Raw genomic sequence first — 14,930 nt, 5'->3', positions numbered from 1 at the left:
CCCCCTGTGTCGCCGAGAGTCGGTGCAGACGGGCGCGCCTGGCGCCCGCCAACGAAATCGATCAGTAGCCGCCGCCGGCGGTCTGGGTCTGGTGGCCCAACGCGGTCAGCAAGCTGGCCAGCAGGCTGGAAGCGCCAAAGCGGAAATGCCGCGCATCGGCCCACCCTTCGCCCAGAATACGATCGGCAAGTTGCAGATAATGCAGCGCGTCTTCCGCGGTGCGCACGCCGCCGGCCGGCTTGAAGCCCACCGTCTTCGCCACGCCCATATCGCGGATCACCGACATCATCAGCTCGGCGCTCTCCAGGGTGGCGTTGACCGGCACCTTGCCGGTGGAGGTCTTGATAAAGTCCGCCCCGGCCTTGATGGCGATCTCGGACGCCTTGCGGATCAAATCGGCCTGTTTCAGCTCACCGGTTTCGATGATCACTTTCAGCAACACGTTGGCCGCCTGGCAAGCCTGCTTGCACTGTTTCACCAGCTCGAAGCCGACCTGTTCGTTGCCGGCGATCAGCGCGCGGTATGGGAACACCACGTCCACTTCATCCGCGCCATAGGCGATCGCCGCGCGGGTTTCCGCCAGCGCGATGTCGATATCGTCATTGCCATGCGGGAAGTTGGTCACGGTGGCGATGCGGATGTCCGGCGTGCCTTGCTCGCGCAGCGCCTTACGCGCCACCGGGATAAAACGCGGGTAGATGCAGATGGCCGCCGTGTGGCCGGCCGGGCTGTTGGCCTGACGACAGAGCGCGATCACTTTCTCGTCGGTGTCATCATCATTCAGCGTGGTTAAATCCATCAAGTTCAGCGCACGTTGCGCTGCTGCGGTTAATTCGGTCATAAAACTCTCCAACTGAGTACCTGGGTGTTGGCGAGCGGACTTGGTTCCATGAAGATAGCGCTGGGGAACGGCGTTCCCGCGGCGGCAACTGAGATCCTTCTCACCGCACATGGCCACCCGCCTTGCGGCCGGCCAGTAATAGCTATTTGAACACGAATGCCGAAGGCGATTCGCGTTCATCGTCACACTATATGAAATAGCACTGTAACAGACCGGAATTATATGTGAAGAACATCACAAAATAACGCGATATCGTTCACAAATTCGCTAAAGAAGCGGCTGAAGATCGCGGATGCGGCAAGCACCCGCGTTGCTTAGAGTATAGGCGGAGTCCCGCGATCGGTCGCGCCGTCGCGGGCTCCGTGATGGCTTACAGCGCCAGGAAGAAGCCGGCGATGGTGGCACTCATCAAGTTGGACAGCGTGCCCGCCGCCACGGCCTTCAGACCGAAGCGCGCGATGTCGTGGCGACGGTTGGGCGCCATGCTGCCCAGACCGCCCAGCAGGATCGCCACCGAGGAGAGGTTGGCGAAGCCGCACAACGCGAAGGAGATGATCGCCTTGGTGTGCGTCGACAGCACCTGCAGGCCTTCCGCCGCCACCACGTCATCCGGGCGCAGATAGGCGCCGAAGTTCATGTAGGCGACGAACTCGTTGACGATGATCTTCTGCCCGATGAACGAACCGGCGGTCATCGCTTCGCTCCACGGCACGCCGATCAGGAAGGCGATCGGTGAGAACACCCAGCCGAGGATCAGCTCAAGCGACAGCTGCGGATAATCGAACCAGCCGCCGATACCGCCGAGAATGCCGTTAAGCAAGGCGATCAGCGCGATAAACGCCAGCAGCATCGCACCGACATTCAGCGCCAGCTGCATGCCGGAAGCCGCGCCGGAAGCCGCCGCATCGATCACGTTGGCCGGACGATCCTCTTCGGCGATCAGCTTCATCGCATCGTCTTTATCGTGGGTCTGCTCGGTTTCCGGCACCATCAGCTTGGCGAACAGCAGCCCGCCCGGCGCGGCCATGAAGGATGCGGCGATCAGGTATTCCAGCGGCACGCCCATCTGCGCGTACCCCGCCAACACCGAACCGGCTACCGAAGCCAGGCCGCCGCACATCACGGCGAACAGTTCTGACTGGCTCATGGTGGCGATATAGGGGCGCACCACCAGCGGCGCTTCGGTCTGGCCGACGAAAATGTTGGCGGTCGCCGACAGCGATTCGGTGCGCGAGGTGCCCAGCAGCTTGTGCAGGCCGCCGCCCAGCACGCGGATCACCAACTGCATGATGCCGAGGTAGTACAGCACCGCAATCAGCGAGGAGAAGAACACGATCACCGGCAGGACGCGCAGCGCGAACACGAAGCCGCCGCCGCCGAACACCTCGAACATCTTGTCGGACACCAGCCCGCCGAAAATGAACGAAATGCCCTGATTGCCGTAGGCGATAACGTTTGCCACGCCGTTAGACATACTGCCGAGGATGCTGCGGCCCAGCGGCACGTACAGCACCAGCGCGCCGATGCCGACCTGAATGATGAACGCCCACACGACGGTACGCAATTTGATGGCCCGACGGTTGCTGGAGAGCAGCACCGCAATGGCGATCAGCACCGCCATACCGACCAGACTCATGATGAGTTGCATGCAAAGTTTCCCTGTTGCAAAAAATAAAATACATCCCTGCTCATGAAGAGAGGTCTGCTATTGGAGAGTTTCGGGGGGATTATACTGAGCGAGGTCACCCTCGCACCGATTTATGTCACAAATGTATACAACGAGACGCAAATGAAAATCTTATAACGTGACGCAGGTCACGTTATAAACCCATCAATCCGGCATGGCAAACAGTGACTGGGTATTGCGTTGCAGGTGAGCGGCGATCTCGTCGGCCGGTTCCGGCCGCAGCGCGCACAGCGTGTGAAACACCTCGGCGGCGCGCTCGGGGCGATTCGGCTGCCCCTGATAGCCGGCCAGCGGCATGTCCGGCGCATCCGTCTCCAGCAGCAGCGCCTCAAGCGGCAGTTGCGCCATCACGCCGCGCGTTTTCTGCGCCCGCTCATAGGTGATGGTGCCGCCCACGCCGATGTAATAGCCGAGGCGGATAAACGCCTGCGCCTGCGACAGGCTGCCGGCGAAGCCGTGCACCACGCCGCGGCGCGGCAGTTGCATGCGCCGCAGCGCCGCGGCCAGCTGATCGTGGGTGCGGCGCGAGTGCAGGATCACCGGCAGGTCATGCTGTTTCGCCAGCCTCAGCTGGGCCAACAGCACGCTTTGCTGGCGCTCGAACTGCGGGTTGTCCATATATAGATCGAGCCCAATCTCCCCCACCGCCACCAGCTTGCGTGGCCGTTCGGCCAACAGCGCCGCCAACTGTTCCAGCTGCGGCTCATGATGCTGCGCGATATACAGCGGGTGCAGCCCCAGCGCGGCGAACAGCGGCGCGTGATCCTGCGCCAGCCGCAGCACCCGCGCAAAGCGATCGGCAGTGACCGTCGGGACGATGATGCGCTGCACGCCGGCGCTTGCCGCCCGCGTCAGGCTTTCGGCCTCGTGTCCGGTAAAGGGTGGGAAATCGAAATGGCAGTGGGTGTCGGTAAAGGCGTAGCTCACAGCGCGCCCCCTTCACCCGGCGGCAGATCGCCCGGCAGAATGAGTTTCGGCGCCGCCACCGCAGCCTCCGGCTGCGCCGTGAGATCGGGCGACATGGCGATGTCGGTCACGATCGGCGAAGGCATTCTGACATTCTCGGGCTGGATCAGGCGGCGCGACAGCGATTTTCGCACCTTGATGCCGTCCGGTTCCTGCTGCGCCATCCACTGGCCGACGGTGGCCAGGAAGTAGCGGCCGCAGCGGCGCCCCAGGTGATAATCCTGATTGAGCGCCCCCAGTCGGCTGCCCAGCGCATTGCTGGCCAGCGGCTTAGGCGGGAAGATCTCGAAGATACGCAGCTTGCCCGGCGGCTTCTCGATAAAGCGCTGGATGCGGTGATAGCTTTGCTCATGATGCTGCAGGATGCGCACCATCTGCTGCAGGCTGCTGTCGCTCAGCCAATGCTCCATACGCTTCATCCACTGCGGGGTGTAGTACATTTGCGAAGGCACGGTGCGGATCACCACGATGGTGTCGGCGCCGCGGCGATAGGCCTCTTCCACCGGAATCGCATCGCTGATGCCGCCGTCCTGATAGCTGACGCCGTCCAACTCCACGCCCTGACGGTAGAAGCCGGGAATGGCGCTGGACGCCTTGATGGCCGGCAGCCAGCGTTCGCGCTGCGCCGGCAGATAGGCCGGTTCGAAATCGTCGCTGCGGCAGGCGCACAGCAGGAATTCGCGCCCGTCGATAAAGTGCTGTTCCGCCACGTCCATCGCCAGCGGCATCTGCGCCGCCGCCGTATCAACCAGCCAATCGAGATCGATCAGATGCCCGCCGCGCACGAAGCGCAGCGGATTGAAGAACTGTGCCGAAGTGGTGTAACGGGTGATCACCCGGCGCGCGTAGCCCATCTGCCCACAGATATAGGCAGACAGATTCTGAGCGCCGGCCGATGTGCCGATCAGCAGATCGAAAGGGTTAAAGCCCGCGCGCTGAAACTCGTCCAGCACGCCGGCGGTGAAAATGCCGCGCTGGCCGCCGCCTTCGCAGACCAGCGCCATCTTGCCTGGCCGAAAGGGTTTAGACGCCAGCGGTTCTATATTGCCGAGCGTGATGGGTATTCTGTATCCCAACTTGGCATCCTCAGTGAGACGTTTTCTCCGAGGATACCGCGTCTCGCTCTCTTCCGTAATCCTCTTGCAGTACACCGGCGAGGAAATCGTTGCTGCCGGCCAGCCATGCGCAATCGCTGCCGGACCATTCGGCCCACGCCTGCCATACCTGGCCTTTCAGCTGTTTCCAGCGCCCGACGATGATGTCGCTGTTCATGGCCGGCCCTCCCCGAGGTGAGAAAAGGAATTAAGCTTTGTTACAGTTTACGGGAAAATGCCGGCCGGCTAAGGGCGCCGACGGCCGGTGAACAGGCTGACCAGGAACAGGATGATGCCGACAACGAACACCACCTTGGCGGCCCAGGCGGCGGTGCCCGCCAGCGAACCGAATCCCAGTGCCGCAGCGATAAGCGCGATGACTAAAAAGATAATGCCCCAACGAAACATAAGCTTCTCCTTACCATTGTGAAAAAATTCTCTGCTGTCTGCCGCCCCGACAGCGGGACGTCGACGGCAAATCAGTTTCTTTTTTTGGTGGTACACGTCGGGCCGCCTTCACGGCCCGACAGATGCGGCTTGTTGTTACTTGTTACGGGCGCCTGGCGGGATTACGGCTTGACCACCAGGTCGTTTTTCACGCTTTTCACGCCGTCGATGGCCTTGGCGATGCTTTCGGCACGCTCAGACTGCGCCTGCGTTTTCACCTCACCGGAAAGCTGCACCACGCCATCGGTGGTTTCCACTTTCACATTGCGCGACGGCACGATGTCATCGGCCAGCAGCTTGGCTTTCAGCTCGCTGGTGGTGGCAGTGTCGCCGGCATACGATTTGATCGACTGGTTGGCTTCGTCCTTCACGTGCAGCTTGTCGCTGACGGTCTTGACGCCTTCCACCTTACCGGCAACCGCGACCGCATGTTCCGCCTGCGCCTGGCTGCCGACAAAGCCGCTCAGGATCACGGCGCCTTTTTCGGTTTTCACCGAAATGTCAGCGCTTTTGATGGTCTTATCTTCCACCAACGCACTTTTAACTTTAGCCGTTATCGCGCTGTCATCCATGTAACCGTCAACTTTTTTCATGGAGCTATCGATTTTGGCACCGGCACTGTCCGCGGCGTTAGACGCCTTGTTTAACAGGCTGTCTTCGGCCAGTGCAGTGCCGCTCACCAAAGCAGAACCCAAAACAACAGCCATCAGCGAGTGTGCAAATTTGGTCTTTTTCATCGATCTCTTCCTTTTGTTGGGGGCTCGCAGCGCCAGAGCGCCGGAACCCTTCAGCCGCCTTCACGCGGCCTCTCGGTAAATACTTCATCATCGCTATACGATTAAGCGTTCACGACAGGAGTATTGCAACGGCCGTGCCAATCCAAAAAACACCTTATTTATCAAAGATAAAAATTTTTCAGTTGGATTTTTAATCAACAAACTGTCGTCTATTGACGACAGACTAAGCCACACGAAACTGAAATATAGCTATCTCATTGATATTTAAAGAAACTGACTGTCTCCTATCGGCAACACATCAGAATAACTCACCAAACAAGCAACGTATTTCAGTGATTTACTCTCAAGCAATGTGCGAACATCCTGTTAAAGATAGACCATCAGACGGAAAATGCAGGCCGAACGAACGCCGCCTGGCGACATCGGTTCGCAGGGTAAAATATGAGTAAGGTTTATTAATTAGCGCGGTTAGGGTGGAGGAGCGTGCAGGGCGCACCGGGCGCCCTGCCGATTGATCAGTGTTCGCGGGTTTTGCGGAAGGTCACGTCAGGATAACGTTCCTGCGTCAGGTTGAGGTTCACCATGGTCGGCGCGATGTAGGACAGGTTGTCCCCACCGTCCAGCGCCAGGTTGATCTCGTTCTTGCGCTTGAACTCTTCGAACTTCTTCACGTCGTCGCACTCGACCCAGCGAGCGGTCGACACGTTAACCGACTCGTACAACGCTTCCACGTTGTACTCGCTCTTCAAGCGCGCCACCACCACGTCGAACTGCAACACGCCGACCGCGCCGACGATCAGATCGTTGTTGGCGATCGGGCGGAATACCTGCACCGCGCCTTCTTCGGACAGCTGCACCAGCCCCTTCAGCAACTGTTTCTGCTTCAGCGGATCGCGCAGGCGAATGCGGCGGAACAGTTCCGGCGCGAAGTTCGGGATGCCGGTGAACTTCATGTCTTCACCCTGGGTGAAGGTATCGCCGATCTGAATGGTGCCATGGTTGTGCAGACCGATGATGTCGCCGGGGTAGGCTTCTTCCACGTGCGAACGGTCGCCGGCCATAAAGGTCAGCGCGTCGGAGATCACCACGTCTTTGCCGGTGCGCACCTGGCGCAGCTTCATGCCCTTCTCATAACGGCCGGAAACCACGCGCATAAAGGCCACGCGGTCGCGGTGCTTCGGATCCATGTTGGCCTGGATCTTGAACACAAAGCCGGTGAATTTCTCTTCCGCCGCCGTCACTTCGCGGGTGTCGGTTTTGCGCGGCATCGGCGCCGGCGCCCAGGCCACCAGGCCATCCAGCATATGATCCACGCCGAAGTTGCCGAGTGCGGTACCGAAGAACACCGGCGTCAGCTCGCCGCTCAGGAAAGCCTCCTGATCGAACTCGTGAGAAGCGCCCTGCACCAATTCCAGCTCATCGCGCAGCTGCGCCGCCAGATCTTCGCCCACCGCCGCATCCAGCTCTGGGTTGTTCAGGCCCTTGACGATGCGCACTTCCTGAATGGTATGGCCTTTACCGGTCTGGTACAGGTAGGTTTCATCCTTGTACAGGTGGTAAACGCCCTTGAACAGCTTGCCGCAGCCGATCGGCCAGGTGATGGGCGAACAGGCGATCTTCAGTTCGCGTTCGACTTCATCCATCACCTCCATCGGATCGCGGATGTCGCGGTCCAGCTTGTTCATGAAGGTCAGGATCGGCGTGTCGCGCAGGCGGGTGACTTCCATCAGCTTGCGGGTGCGATCCTCAACGCCCTTGGCGGCGTCGATCACCATCAGACAGCAGTCGACCGCGGTCAGGGTGCGATACGTATCTTCGGAGAAGTCTTCGTGCCCCGGGGTGTCCAGCAGGTTGACCAGGCTGTCGCGATACGGGAACTGCATCACCGAGGTGGTGATCGAGATCCCACGCTGCTTTTCCATTTCCATCCAGTCGGATTTGGCGTGCTGGCTGGAGCCGCGGCCTTTTACCGTACCGGCGGTCTGGATCGCCTGTCCGAACAGCAGCACTTTTTCGGTAATGGTGGTTTTACCGGCATCGGGGTGCGAGATGATGGCGAAAGTTCTTCTTTTGGAGACTTCGCGGGCAAATTCACTAGGAGACATGGTTTTCAGGTTCTACGGTTAGTCCGCCCTGCGACATCATCAGAACGCGCCGATCGCGGCGCCGGGCAAAGCGGTGAATAAAAGATAACAGCCGGGCATTTTCGCCGATTTGCCAACCGGTGACAATCAATGCTTTTTCCGACCGGGCTGATTACCCCAGCGGCAGTGCCATCACGATCGCGTCTTCGCGGCCGTGGGCGCTCGGGTAATAATTGCGGCGCACGGTGACTTCGTTGAAACCGAGATCTTCATACAGCGCGATCGCCGCCTGGTTGGAGGCGCGGACTTCCAGCCACAGCGTGACCACGCCGCGGCTCTCCAGCTGTTCGATCAACGCGTTGAGCAGCAGGCGGCCAAAGCCCCGGCGCTGGTGCTGCGGATGAATGGCGATGTTGAACAGCGTGGCTTCGTCCAGCACGATCTGCGTGATGGCGAACCCCGCCATCTCCCCATCGGCGCTCAGCTTCAGGTTAAGGTAGCGATCGCCCTGATTGCTGGCAAAGGTGGTTTCCGTCCAGGGGAAAGCGTGGCTGGCTTGCTCAATGGTGAAGGCCGTGGCCAGGTCGGCCGCCGTCAGGGTAGAAATCGTGTTCATGATGACAAATCTGCTGCCAGAGGGCGCGTTTGGCCCCCGCGTCTTGGGAAAGCTCGGCCAGCGCCGGGCTGTGTAGCTGCGCGCCGGCGACCGCGAGCGGCTCCGCCACGCCCAGCCGCCAACTGTTGCATGCGGTCTCTGCAGGCAGCATCGCCACCTGTTCCGGCGTCAGGCTGTAAGTTTGCGCCGGCGTCAGCCCCAGGCTGCGCAGCACGTCGCAAAACAGCGGATCGTCGGGCGCCGGCAGCGTCTGCGCCACCACCAGCAGGCGCGTCTCGGGCGGCAGACTGACCGCCACTTCGCCCTGCAACACGCCCGGGCGGCGCAATGTCCACTGCGTAATACCCAGTTGTTGTAACAGCCAGTCGCGTTTTGATGCCATGCCGATTCCTACCCGTTGTGGTGCGCCATGCCTGCCATGCGCCGCGCTATGCTAACAAACCCGCGCAGCCCGCGCCAACAAACCCGTCGAACATATCGCCACAAAGCTCTATAATCCCCGGTCTTATTTCCAGGAGCCAATATCTGATGTCTGCATTAACCCCCGCCAGTGAAGTCATGCTGCGCCACAGTGATGAATTTATCGAACGCCGCGTGCTGTTTGCCGGCGACCTGCAGGACAGCCTGCCGGCCCAATTCGAGGCCGCGGACGTGCGCGTCCACACTCAGCAATACCATCACTGGCAGTTACTGAACCGGACGATGGGCGATAACGTGCAGTTCGGTTTGACCGTCGATCCCGCTTTCGTCGCCGACTGCGACACGCTGGTGTACTACTGGCCGAAGAGCAAGCAGGAAGCGCAATTCCAGCTGTGCAACCTCCTGGCGCTGCTGCCGGTGGGCGCGGACGTGTTCGTGGTCGGTGAAAACCGCAGCGGCGTGCGCAGCGCCGAGCCAACGCTGGAAGGCCACGTCACGCTGGTGAAAATCGACAGCGCGCGCCGCTGTGGCCTGTATCACGGCCGCCTGGACGCGCAGACCGAATTCGACCTGAACGACTGGTGGGACAGCTATCAGCTGCACGATCTGGAAGTGAAAACGCTGCCGGGCGTGTTCAGCCGCGACGGCCTGGACGTCGGCAGCTCACTGCTGCTGTCGACGCTGGAAAAACACATGAAAGGCAAGGTGCTGGACATCGGCTGCGGCGCCGGCGTCATGGCCTCGGTAATGTCCAAGCTGTCGCCGAAGGTGAAACTGACCCTCAGCGACGTCAACGCCGCCGCGGTGGAGTCCAGCCGCGCGACGCTGGCCGCCAACGGCATCGAAGGCGAAGTGGTCGTCAGCAACGTTTACTCCGACATCACCGGCCGTTTCGACATGATCATCTCCAACCCGCCGTTCCACGACGGGCTGCAGACCAGCCTGACCGCCGCCGAAACCCTGATCCGCGGCGCGGTGAAGCACCTGCCGATCGGCGGTCAGCTGCGCATCGTCGCCAACGCCTTCCTGCCATACCCGGACATTCTGGACGCCACCTTCGGCAGCCACGAAGTGCTGGCGCAAAACGGCCGCTTCAAGGTGTACCAGGCCACCGTCGGCCGCCCGCCGCGCGCGCCGAAGAAGAAATAATTCGCCGTTGGCGGAAAACGACAGAGCGCGGCCTGCAGGCCGCGCTTTTTTTTAACCGTTGATGTAGGTCATCGACTCCGCGCCGTAGCGATCGCCGGCCGCCGCACTCAGTGGGAACACCGCTTCAATCGCCGCCAGCTCAGCCGCGCTCAGCGTTATCTCCGCCGCCGCGACGTTCTCTTCCAGGTAACGACGGCGCTTGGTGCCGGGGATCGGCACGATGTGCTCGCCCTGCGCCAACACCCAGGCCAGCGCCAGCTGTGAAGGCTTGACGCCCTTCTGCGCCGCCAGCTCGCTCACCTTCTCCACCAGCGCCAGGTTGCGGGCGAAGTTTTCCCCCTGGAAACGCGGGTTGCCGCGGCGGAAATCGTCCTCGGCCAGATCCTCCGGCCGCCGGATAGCGCCGGTGAGGAAACCGCGCCCTAACGGGCTGTAAGGCACAAAGCCGATGCCCAGGCGTTCGCAGGCCGCCAGTACGCCCTGCTCGGCGTCGCGCGTCCACAGCGAATACTCGGTCTGCAGCGCGGTGATCGGATGTACCTTGTACGCCCGCTCCAGCGTGGCGACCGACGCCTCGCTCAGGCCGATGTGGCGGATCTTGCCTTCGCGGATCAGATCCGCCATCGTGCCCACGACGTCTTCGATCGGCACTTGCGGATCGACCCGGTGCTGATAATAGAGATCGATCTCCTCCACGCCCAAGCGCCGCAGGCTGCCTTCCACCGAGCGCCGGATATACTCGGGCCGGCTGCTGACGCCGCGCGCCGACGGATCCGCCGGATCGCGCAGAATGCCGAACTTGGTGGCCAGGAACACCTGTTGCCGCTTGCCCTTGATCGCCTCCCCCACCAGCTCTTCGTTGGTGTGCGGCCCATACATGTCGGCGGTGTCGAGCAGCGTGACGCCCAACTCCAGCGCCCGGTGCAGCGTGGCGATGGCTTCCTGCCGATCGGCGCCGGTGGAGTAGAAGTCGCTCATGCCCATGCACCCCAGCCCCAGGGCGGAGACGACGGGACCGTGGGAACCGAGTTTACGTTGTTGCATTGTGCTGCCCTCATGCGGTGAATGGATAACGCAGCAAAGTCTGGTTGTTTACGCGACAAAGATAAATAATGCAGATTGCACATCACTGTTCAAAAATCACCAACAATCCGGAGTGAACATGGATCAGGTTCAAGCCATGCGCATTTTTACCCGCATCGTCGAACTGGGCAGTTTCAGTCGAGCGGCCGAACGCCTGCAGCTGCCGCGCGCTACGGTCAGCAACGCGTTGAAACGGCTGGAACAGCGGATGGGCGTGCGCCTGCTGATCCGCACCACCCGCCAGGTGCAGGTGACCAGTGAAGGCAGCCTCTACTATCAACGCTGCGTGCAGTTGCTGGGGGCGCTGGAGGAGGCGGACACGCTGTTCAGTCACCATAAGCTGCAGCCGTCCGGCAAGGTGCGCATCGATATGCCCCATTCGCTGGCGCGCCAGATCGTCATTCCGGCGTTGGACGACTTTTACCGGCGTTATCCCGACATCACCCTGGCACTGGGCGCCAACGACACCCACGTCGATCTGTTGCGCGAAGGCGTGGACTGCGTGCTGCGCGCCTGGGAAACCGAAGACGACAGTCTGGTAGCGCGGCGCATCGCCCAGCTACCGCAGGTCACCTGCGCTTCCCCCGCTTATCTGCAGGCCCACGGCACGCCGCTCGACATCGATCGCCTGGAGCCGCATCGCGCGGTGGGGTATTTTTCCCTGGCCAACAACCGCGATTACCCGCTGGAATTCTGCCGCGGCGGCAAGCTGGAACTGCGCGAGCTGCCCGCGCGGCTCAGCGTCAGCGGCGCCGACGCCTACATCGCCGGCGCGCGGGCCGGCATGGGATTGATTCAGGCGGCGCGCTATTCGCTTGCCCCTTGGCTGGAACAGGGCGAACTGGTGGAAGTGTTGGCGGACACGCCGCCCCCGCCGATGCCGATTTACATCATGTATCCACCCGGCCGTTTCCTGGCGCCACGGGTCAGGGTGTTGATTGATTGGCTGATTTGGCTGTTTGACCAGCAGAAAAGCGGCGATATGGCTGTTTTTCCAGCAAACGCCCGCAAAGCGGGGAAATAACTGTTGACGTGCCCGCCAAAATCTCTAGAATTCGCCTCCGTGGTAACGTTACTCCGGTAATGTTTCTGGTACGCGAAGGTGGCGGAATTGGTAGACGCGCTAGCTTCAGGTGTTAGTGTCCTTACGGACGTGAGGGTTCAAGTCCCTCTCTTCGCACCAAATAACCACATGATTTATATTGCACTCAGCATCGATGCGAAGGTGGCGGAATTGGTAGACGCGCTAGCTTCAGGTGTTAGTGTTCTTACGGACGTGAGGGTTCAAGTCCCTCTCTTCGCACCAAGCTGGCGACGTAATATAAATCAAAGCAACAACATCGACTGTGCGAAGGTGGCGGAATTGGTAGACGCGCTAGCTTCAGGTGTTAGTGTCCTTACGGACGTGAGGGTTCAAGTCCCTCTCTTCGCACCAATTGATGATCTCTTCGGCGGTTCCTTCGAAAAAATCCCAACGCATTGATGATAAACACGCTTAAGCGTGGTTTTGCCGTTTCTGGCGTTTCACCCAAAGCTGAAGTTGAGGCTGACTGCCGCCAGGCCGCCCGCCAGCGCCATGCAGGAAGGCAACAGCAGATAGTGGCGCAGCCGGCTGTTGAACAGCATCACCAGCGTGGCCAACATCGCTATCACGATCAGGGTGCGCAACTGCAGCATATCCAGGTTGATCAAGGCCAGCAGCGGCATCAAAGCACAAGGCAGCAAAACGCCCCAGGCGCTGGCCAGGCGATCCCCGAGGCACCAACTGACGCCCCACAGCCCGCACGCGGCAATCATGGCAGTGAGCATGACAACCTCCTTAAGTGATAATGATAACCAATATCATATAACACTTTTTTGGCCGCCGCATCATTTTCACTGCGCTGACCAAACTCAGATGACACCAGCAGGAAAAAATGATAATTTGACATAAGAAAATTCCTAGTCCTGTTTGCATGATAATAATCACAACCCTCAACCATGCAATTCAAGTGGATATTCGCGCCAAGGGAATGCTTCTCAACCTTAATTATTCGACAGAACGACTTTGCAAAGAGTGACCTCCGTATGAACGCCCGTTCTTATCAGGAATTACTGAACAGCAAGCAGCGCCTGGCATTATTTCTTTTTCTGATAATGAATGCCGCCTCTTCCGTATTTACATTATTGTTCCCTTTTAGGGATACGCCCGCATTTACCCTACCTTTATTATGTATACCGCTATTTTGTCTGGTAGCAGCGCTATTTTCTCTGCAAACGCCACGTAAATATTTGTGTAAACTCAACCTGTTCGCCAGCGTGCTCGGCCTGCTCTGGGCCGCACATATTTACGTTAAAAGTCAATATTGCCTACCGAATAACCAAGATTTTTTATTAATTAGTTTGTTTAGCATCTTTTTTATCAGCGCTATTTCTCTGACGGATAACTTTACCGCCTTTTGTTTACACGCCGTACCTTCCGCAATGATGATCCTGGCTTTAGACGGTATGCATAATACCCTGCGGATATTATTCACCACGCTATTACCTATTATCGCTTTCTCCATTCATCACCTGATGTTGAAACGCAGTGAAATCTTTACCCACGCGCTGGTGGCCAACCTGTATAACGAGCGGGACAAATTCAATAATTTGAGCATGCTCGATCCCCTGACCGGCCTTTATAACCGTCGAGGGCTGGAGAATAAGATCACTATGCTGCTGGAACCGCAAACCGGCCGCCACTACGTGCTGCTGCTGGATATCGACCACTTCAAGGTCTACAACGACAGCTACGGCCACGCCATGGGCGACCGGGCGCTGGTGCAGGTGGCGATCGCCATCCGCGATGCGGTGCGTTCGCGCGACATCGTGGTGCGCTACGGCGGGGAAGAGTTTTTGGTGCTGTTGACCAACGTGCACGAAGGCTATGCGGCGCAGTTGGCCGAACGGGTGCGTCAACGCGTGGCGGAACTGAATATCCCGCACGGCGCCAGCCCGCAGCACAGCGGCACGCTGACGCTCAGCGCGGGCATCTCGGCATTGGAAAAGCTGGACGTCGAATCAGCGATCGGCGCGGCCGACGCCGCGCTCTATCTGGCGAAGCACAGCGGCCGCAACAATATTCAGCTGGCGCAAAACGTCGAGCCCGCCGCCGTTCACCCTTAAGCCGCCGCCGTAACGGCGCGGCGGCTGACATCAACACTTATACGGCTATACGGCGGTGGAACGCAGCCCGTTCAGCAACAGGTTCAAACTGACCAAGGCTTGTTCCAGCCCCACATCTTTTTCCGGATGATGGGCGACCCACAGCGCGGCATCCATCAGGCCGCCGTTGATTAAATGCGCCAGCGATTCCGGCTCGGCGACGGCGATGCGCCGCTGCGCCATCAAGGCCTGCAATGCGCCCGTCATCCAGCTGATGCACGCCAGCTTGCTGGCCCGCAGATATTCAGCTCCCAGCACCGAAGGTGAATCACGCAACAGAATGCGTTGCGCTTGCGGCTCCGTCATCATGATCAGATAACCGCGGCAACGCGCCGCAAAAGCCTCCCAGTCATCCGCAGTACTCGCGGTTATGTCAGCCAGATGCGCATCCATCTCCGCGTCTATCGCCTGCACCACCGCCAGGAACAGCCCCTTTTTATCGCCAAAATGGTGATAGAGCGCGCCGCGCGTCAGGCCGGCCTGGGCGGTGAGATCATCCATCACCGTCTCGGCATACCCCACGCTGCCAAACTGCCGGCGGGCCGCTGCCACCAGCTTTTGTCGGGTTTCTTCAATCATTTCGGTGCGCGCTTTACGTGCCATGGGTCCACTCCGCCTCA

At 59.9% G+C, this 14,930-nt stretch carries 16 protein-coding genes and 3 tRNA genes; 6 read left to right on the top strand and 13 right to left on the bottom strand.

The genetic code is table 11. The features are described 5' to 3' along the window. Nucleotides 1-61 precede the first annotated feature (61 nt). From deoC to ACJ8KE_RS15135, 10 genes are all read right to left on the bottom strand, one after another. Nucleotides 62-841 (bottom strand): deoxyribose-phosphate aldolase, encoded by a 780-nt coding sequence (gene deoC, locus ACJ8KE_RS15180; RefSeq protein WP_016929165.1) that lies wholly within the window; start codon nucleotides 839-841, stop codon nucleotides 62-64. Between the two features lie 370 nt (nucleotides 842-1,211). Next, the gene (locus ACJ8KE_RS15175; RefSeq protein ID WP_004933076.1) at nucleotides 1,212-2,489 is read right to left on the bottom strand and encodes a NupC/NupG family nucleoside CNT transporter; all 1,278 of its coding nucleotides are present in this window, start codon (nucleotides 2,487-2,489) and stop codon (nucleotides 1,212-1,214) included. 183 nt (nucleotides 2,490-2,672) lie between these two features. Then, nucleotides 2,673-3,455: a metal-dependent hydrolase gene (locus ACJ8KE_RS15170; RefSeq protein WP_016929166.1), complete on the bottom strand. Its 783-nt coding sequence runs from the start codon at nucleotides 3,453-3,455 to the stop codon at nucleotides 2,673-2,675. Further along, nucleotides 3,452-4,570 (bottom strand): patatin-like phospholipase family protein, encoded by a 1,119-nt coding sequence (locus ACJ8KE_RS15165; protein WP_028127872.1) that lies wholly within the window; start codon nucleotides 4,568-4,570, stop codon nucleotides 3,452-3,454. Before ACJ8KE_RS15165 ends, ACJ8KE_RS15170 begins: the two co-directional genes overlap by 4 nt. Nucleotides 4,571-4,580: 10 nt before the next feature. Further along, nucleotides 4,581-4,766 carry a CsbD family protein gene (locus ACJ8KE_RS15160; RefSeq protein WP_025305210.1) on the bottom strand — a complete coding sequence of 62 codons (186 nt, stop codon included), beginning with the start codon at nucleotides 4,764-4,766 and terminating at the stop codon, nucleotides 4,581-4,583. A 68-nt stretch (nucleotides 4,767-4,834) separates the two neighbouring features. Further along, nucleotides 4,835-4,996, bottom strand: coding sequence for a DUF1328 domain-containing protein (locus ACJ8KE_RS15155; RefSeq protein ID WP_004933089.1), 162 nt, complete (start codon nucleotides 4,994-4,996; stop codon nucleotides 4,835-4,837). Between the two features lie 161 nt (nucleotides 4,997-5,157). Next, entirely contained in the window at nucleotides 5,158-5,772 is a 615-nt protein-coding gene (gene osmY / locus ACJ8KE_RS15150) for a molecular chaperone OsmY (RefSeq protein WP_016929169.1), read from the bottom strand. 515 nt (nucleotides 5,773-6,287) lie between these two features. Next, nucleotides 6,288-7,877, bottom strand: a complete 1,590-nt coding sequence (prfC, locus tag ACJ8KE_RS15145) for a peptide chain release factor 3 (protein ID WP_004933094.1) — start codon at nucleotides 7,875-7,877, stop codon at nucleotides 6,288-6,290. A gap of 151 nt (nucleotides 7,878-8,028) precedes the next feature. Beyond that, nucleotides 8,029-8,472 (bottom strand): ribosomal protein S18-alanine N-acetyltransferase, encoded by a 444-nt coding sequence (gene rimI, locus ACJ8KE_RS15140; protein ID WP_044029730.1) that lies wholly within the window; start codon nucleotides 8,470-8,472, stop codon nucleotides 8,029-8,031. After that, on the bottom strand, nucleotides 8,417-8,854 hold the full coding sequence (locus ACJ8KE_RS15135; RefSeq protein ID WP_016929171.1) for a DNA polymerase III subunit psi: 438 nt from the start codon (nucleotides 8,852-8,854) through the stop codon (nucleotides 8,417-8,419). The genes rimI and ACJ8KE_RS15135 overlap by 56 nt, the downstream gene beginning before the upstream one ends. Before the next feature lie 146 nt (nucleotides 8,855-9,000). On the opposite strand from ACJ8KE_RS15135, the gene rsmC reads away from it, so the two are divergent. Next, nucleotides 9,001-10,041, top strand: a complete 1,041-nt coding sequence (gene rsmC / locus ACJ8KE_RS15130; RefSeq protein WP_079451089.1) for a 16S rRNA (guanine(1207)-N(2))-methyltransferase RsmC — start codon at nucleotides 9,001-9,003, stop codon at nucleotides 10,039-10,041. 51 nt (nucleotides 10,042-10,092) lie between these two features. Here the strand turns inward: rsmC and ACJ8KE_RS15125 are convergent, their stop codons facing one another. Continuing rightward, nucleotides 10,093-11,085: an aldo/keto reductase gene (locus ACJ8KE_RS15125; protein ID WP_442517301.1), complete on the bottom strand. Its 993-nt coding sequence runs from the start codon at nucleotides 11,083-11,085 to the stop codon at nucleotides 10,093-10,095. A gap of 118 nt (nucleotides 11,086-11,203) precedes the next feature. Here ACJ8KE_RS15125 and ACJ8KE_RS15120 point away from each other — a divergent pair, with 118 nt between their 5' ends. The 4 genes from ACJ8KE_RS15120 to ACJ8KE_RS15105 all read left to right on the top strand — a co-directional run bounded on the left by ACJ8KE_RS15120 (nucleotide 11,204) and on the right by ACJ8KE_RS15105 (nucleotide 12,559). Further along, nucleotides 11,204-12,148: a LysR substrate-binding domain-containing protein gene (locus ACJ8KE_RS15120; RefSeq protein ID WP_442517300.1), complete on the top strand. Its 945-nt coding sequence runs from the start codon at nucleotides 11,204-11,206 to the stop codon at nucleotides 12,146-12,148. A 72-nt stretch (nucleotides 12,149-12,220) separates the two neighbouring features. After that, nucleotides 12,221-12,307, top strand: a tRNA-Leu gene (locus ACJ8KE_RS15115). A 36-nt stretch (nucleotides 12,308-12,343) separates the two neighbouring features. After that, nucleotides 12,344-12,430: transfer RNA gene (locus ACJ8KE_RS15110), tRNA-Leu, on the top strand. A gap of 42 nt (nucleotides 12,431-12,472) precedes the next feature. Then, nucleotides 12,473-12,559: transfer RNA gene (locus ACJ8KE_RS15105), tRNA-Leu, on the top strand. A gap of 89 nt (nucleotides 12,560-12,648) precedes the next feature. Here ACJ8KE_RS15105 and ACJ8KE_RS15100 read toward each other — a convergent pair. After that, entirely contained in the window at nucleotides 12,649-12,933 is a 285-nt protein-coding gene (locus ACJ8KE_RS15100) for a DUF1435 domain-containing protein (RefSeq protein ID WP_004933115.1), read from the bottom strand. Nucleotides 12,934-13,191: 258 nt separating this feature from the next. Here ACJ8KE_RS15100 and ACJ8KE_RS15095 point away from each other — a divergent pair, with 258 nt between their 5' ends. Next, nucleotides 13,192-14,271 (top strand): diguanylate cyclase, encoded by a 1,080-nt coding sequence (locus tag ACJ8KE_RS15095; protein WP_028127874.1) that lies wholly within the window; start codon nucleotides 13,192-13,194, stop codon nucleotides 14,269-14,271. A gap of 45 nt (nucleotides 14,272-14,316) precedes the next feature. Here ACJ8KE_RS15095 and ACJ8KE_RS15090 read toward each other — a convergent pair whose 3' ends face one another. Next, complete coding sequence (locus tag ACJ8KE_RS15090) at nucleotides 14,317-14,913, bottom strand: TetR/AcrR family transcriptional regulator (protein ID WP_016929176.1); 597 nt, start codon at nucleotides 14,911-14,913, stop codon at nucleotides 14,317-14,319. Nucleotides 14,914-14,930 lie beyond the last annotated feature (17 nt).

It is taken from the genome of Serratia sp. CY56464 (assembly GCF_052168435.1).
Lineage (GTDB): Bacteria > Pseudomonadota > Gammaproteobacteria > Enterobacterales > Enterobacteriaceae > Serratia > Serratia marcescens.
Note: the sequence above shows the minus strand (reverse complement) of the source record. Positions and strands in the feature narration are given on the sequence as shown.

Bases quoted from the DNA above. Each gene is read 5' to 3' on its own strand.
- deoC (WP_016929165.1), bottom strand. From the start codon at position 841: ATGACCGAATTAACCGCAGCAGCGCAACGTGCGCTGAACTTGATGGAT.
- ACJ8KE_RS15175 (WP_004933076.1), bottom strand. From the start codon at position 2,489: ATGCAACTCATCATGAGTCTGGTCGGTATGGCGGTGCTGATCGCCATT.
- ACJ8KE_RS15160 (WP_025305210.1), bottom strand. From the start codon at position 4,766: ATGAACAGCGACATCATCGTCGGGCGCTGGAAACAGCTGAAAGGCCAG.
- ACJ8KE_RS15155 (WP_004933089.1), bottom strand. From the start codon at position 4,996: ATGTTTCGTTGGGGCATTATCTTTTTAGTCATCGCGCTTATCGCTGCG.
- osmY (WP_016929169.1), bottom strand. From the start codon at position 5,772: ATGAAAAAGACCAAATTTGCACACTCGCTGATGGCTGTTGTTTTGGGT.
- prfC (WP_004933094.1), bottom strand. From the start codon at position 7,877: ATGTCTCCTAGTGAATTTGCCCGCGAAGTCTCCAAAAGAAGAACTTTC.
- rimI (WP_044029730.1), bottom strand. From the start codon at position 8,472: ATGAACACGATTTCTACCCTGACGGCGGCCGACCTGGCCACGGCCTTC.
- ACJ8KE_RS15135 (WP_016929171.1), bottom strand. From the start codon at position 8,854: ATGGCATCAAAACGCGACTGGCTGTTACAACAACTGGGTATTACGCAG.
- rsmC (WP_079451089.1), top strand. From the start codon at position 9,001: ATGTCTGCATTAACCCCCGCCAGTGAAGTCATGCTGCGCCACAGTGAT.
- ACJ8KE_RS15125 (WP_442517301.1), bottom strand. From the start codon at position 11,085: ATGCAACAACGTAAACTCGGTTCCCACGGTCCCGTCGTCTCCGCCCTG.
- ACJ8KE_RS15120 (WP_442517300.1), top strand. From the start codon at position 11,204: ATGGATCAGGTTCAAGCCATGCGCATTTTTACCCGCATCGTCGAACTG.
- ACJ8KE_RS15100 (WP_004933115.1), bottom strand. From the start codon at position 12,933: ATGCTCACTGCCATGATTGCCGCGTGCGGGCTGTGGGGCGTCAGTTGG.
- ACJ8KE_RS15095 (WP_028127874.1), top strand. From the start codon at position 13,192: ATGAACGCCCGTTCTTATCAGGAATTACTGAACAGCAAGCAGCGCCTG.
- ACJ8KE_RS15090 (WP_016929176.1), bottom strand. From the start codon at position 14,913: ATGGCACGTAAAGCGCGCACCGAAATGATTGAAGAAACCCGACAAAAG.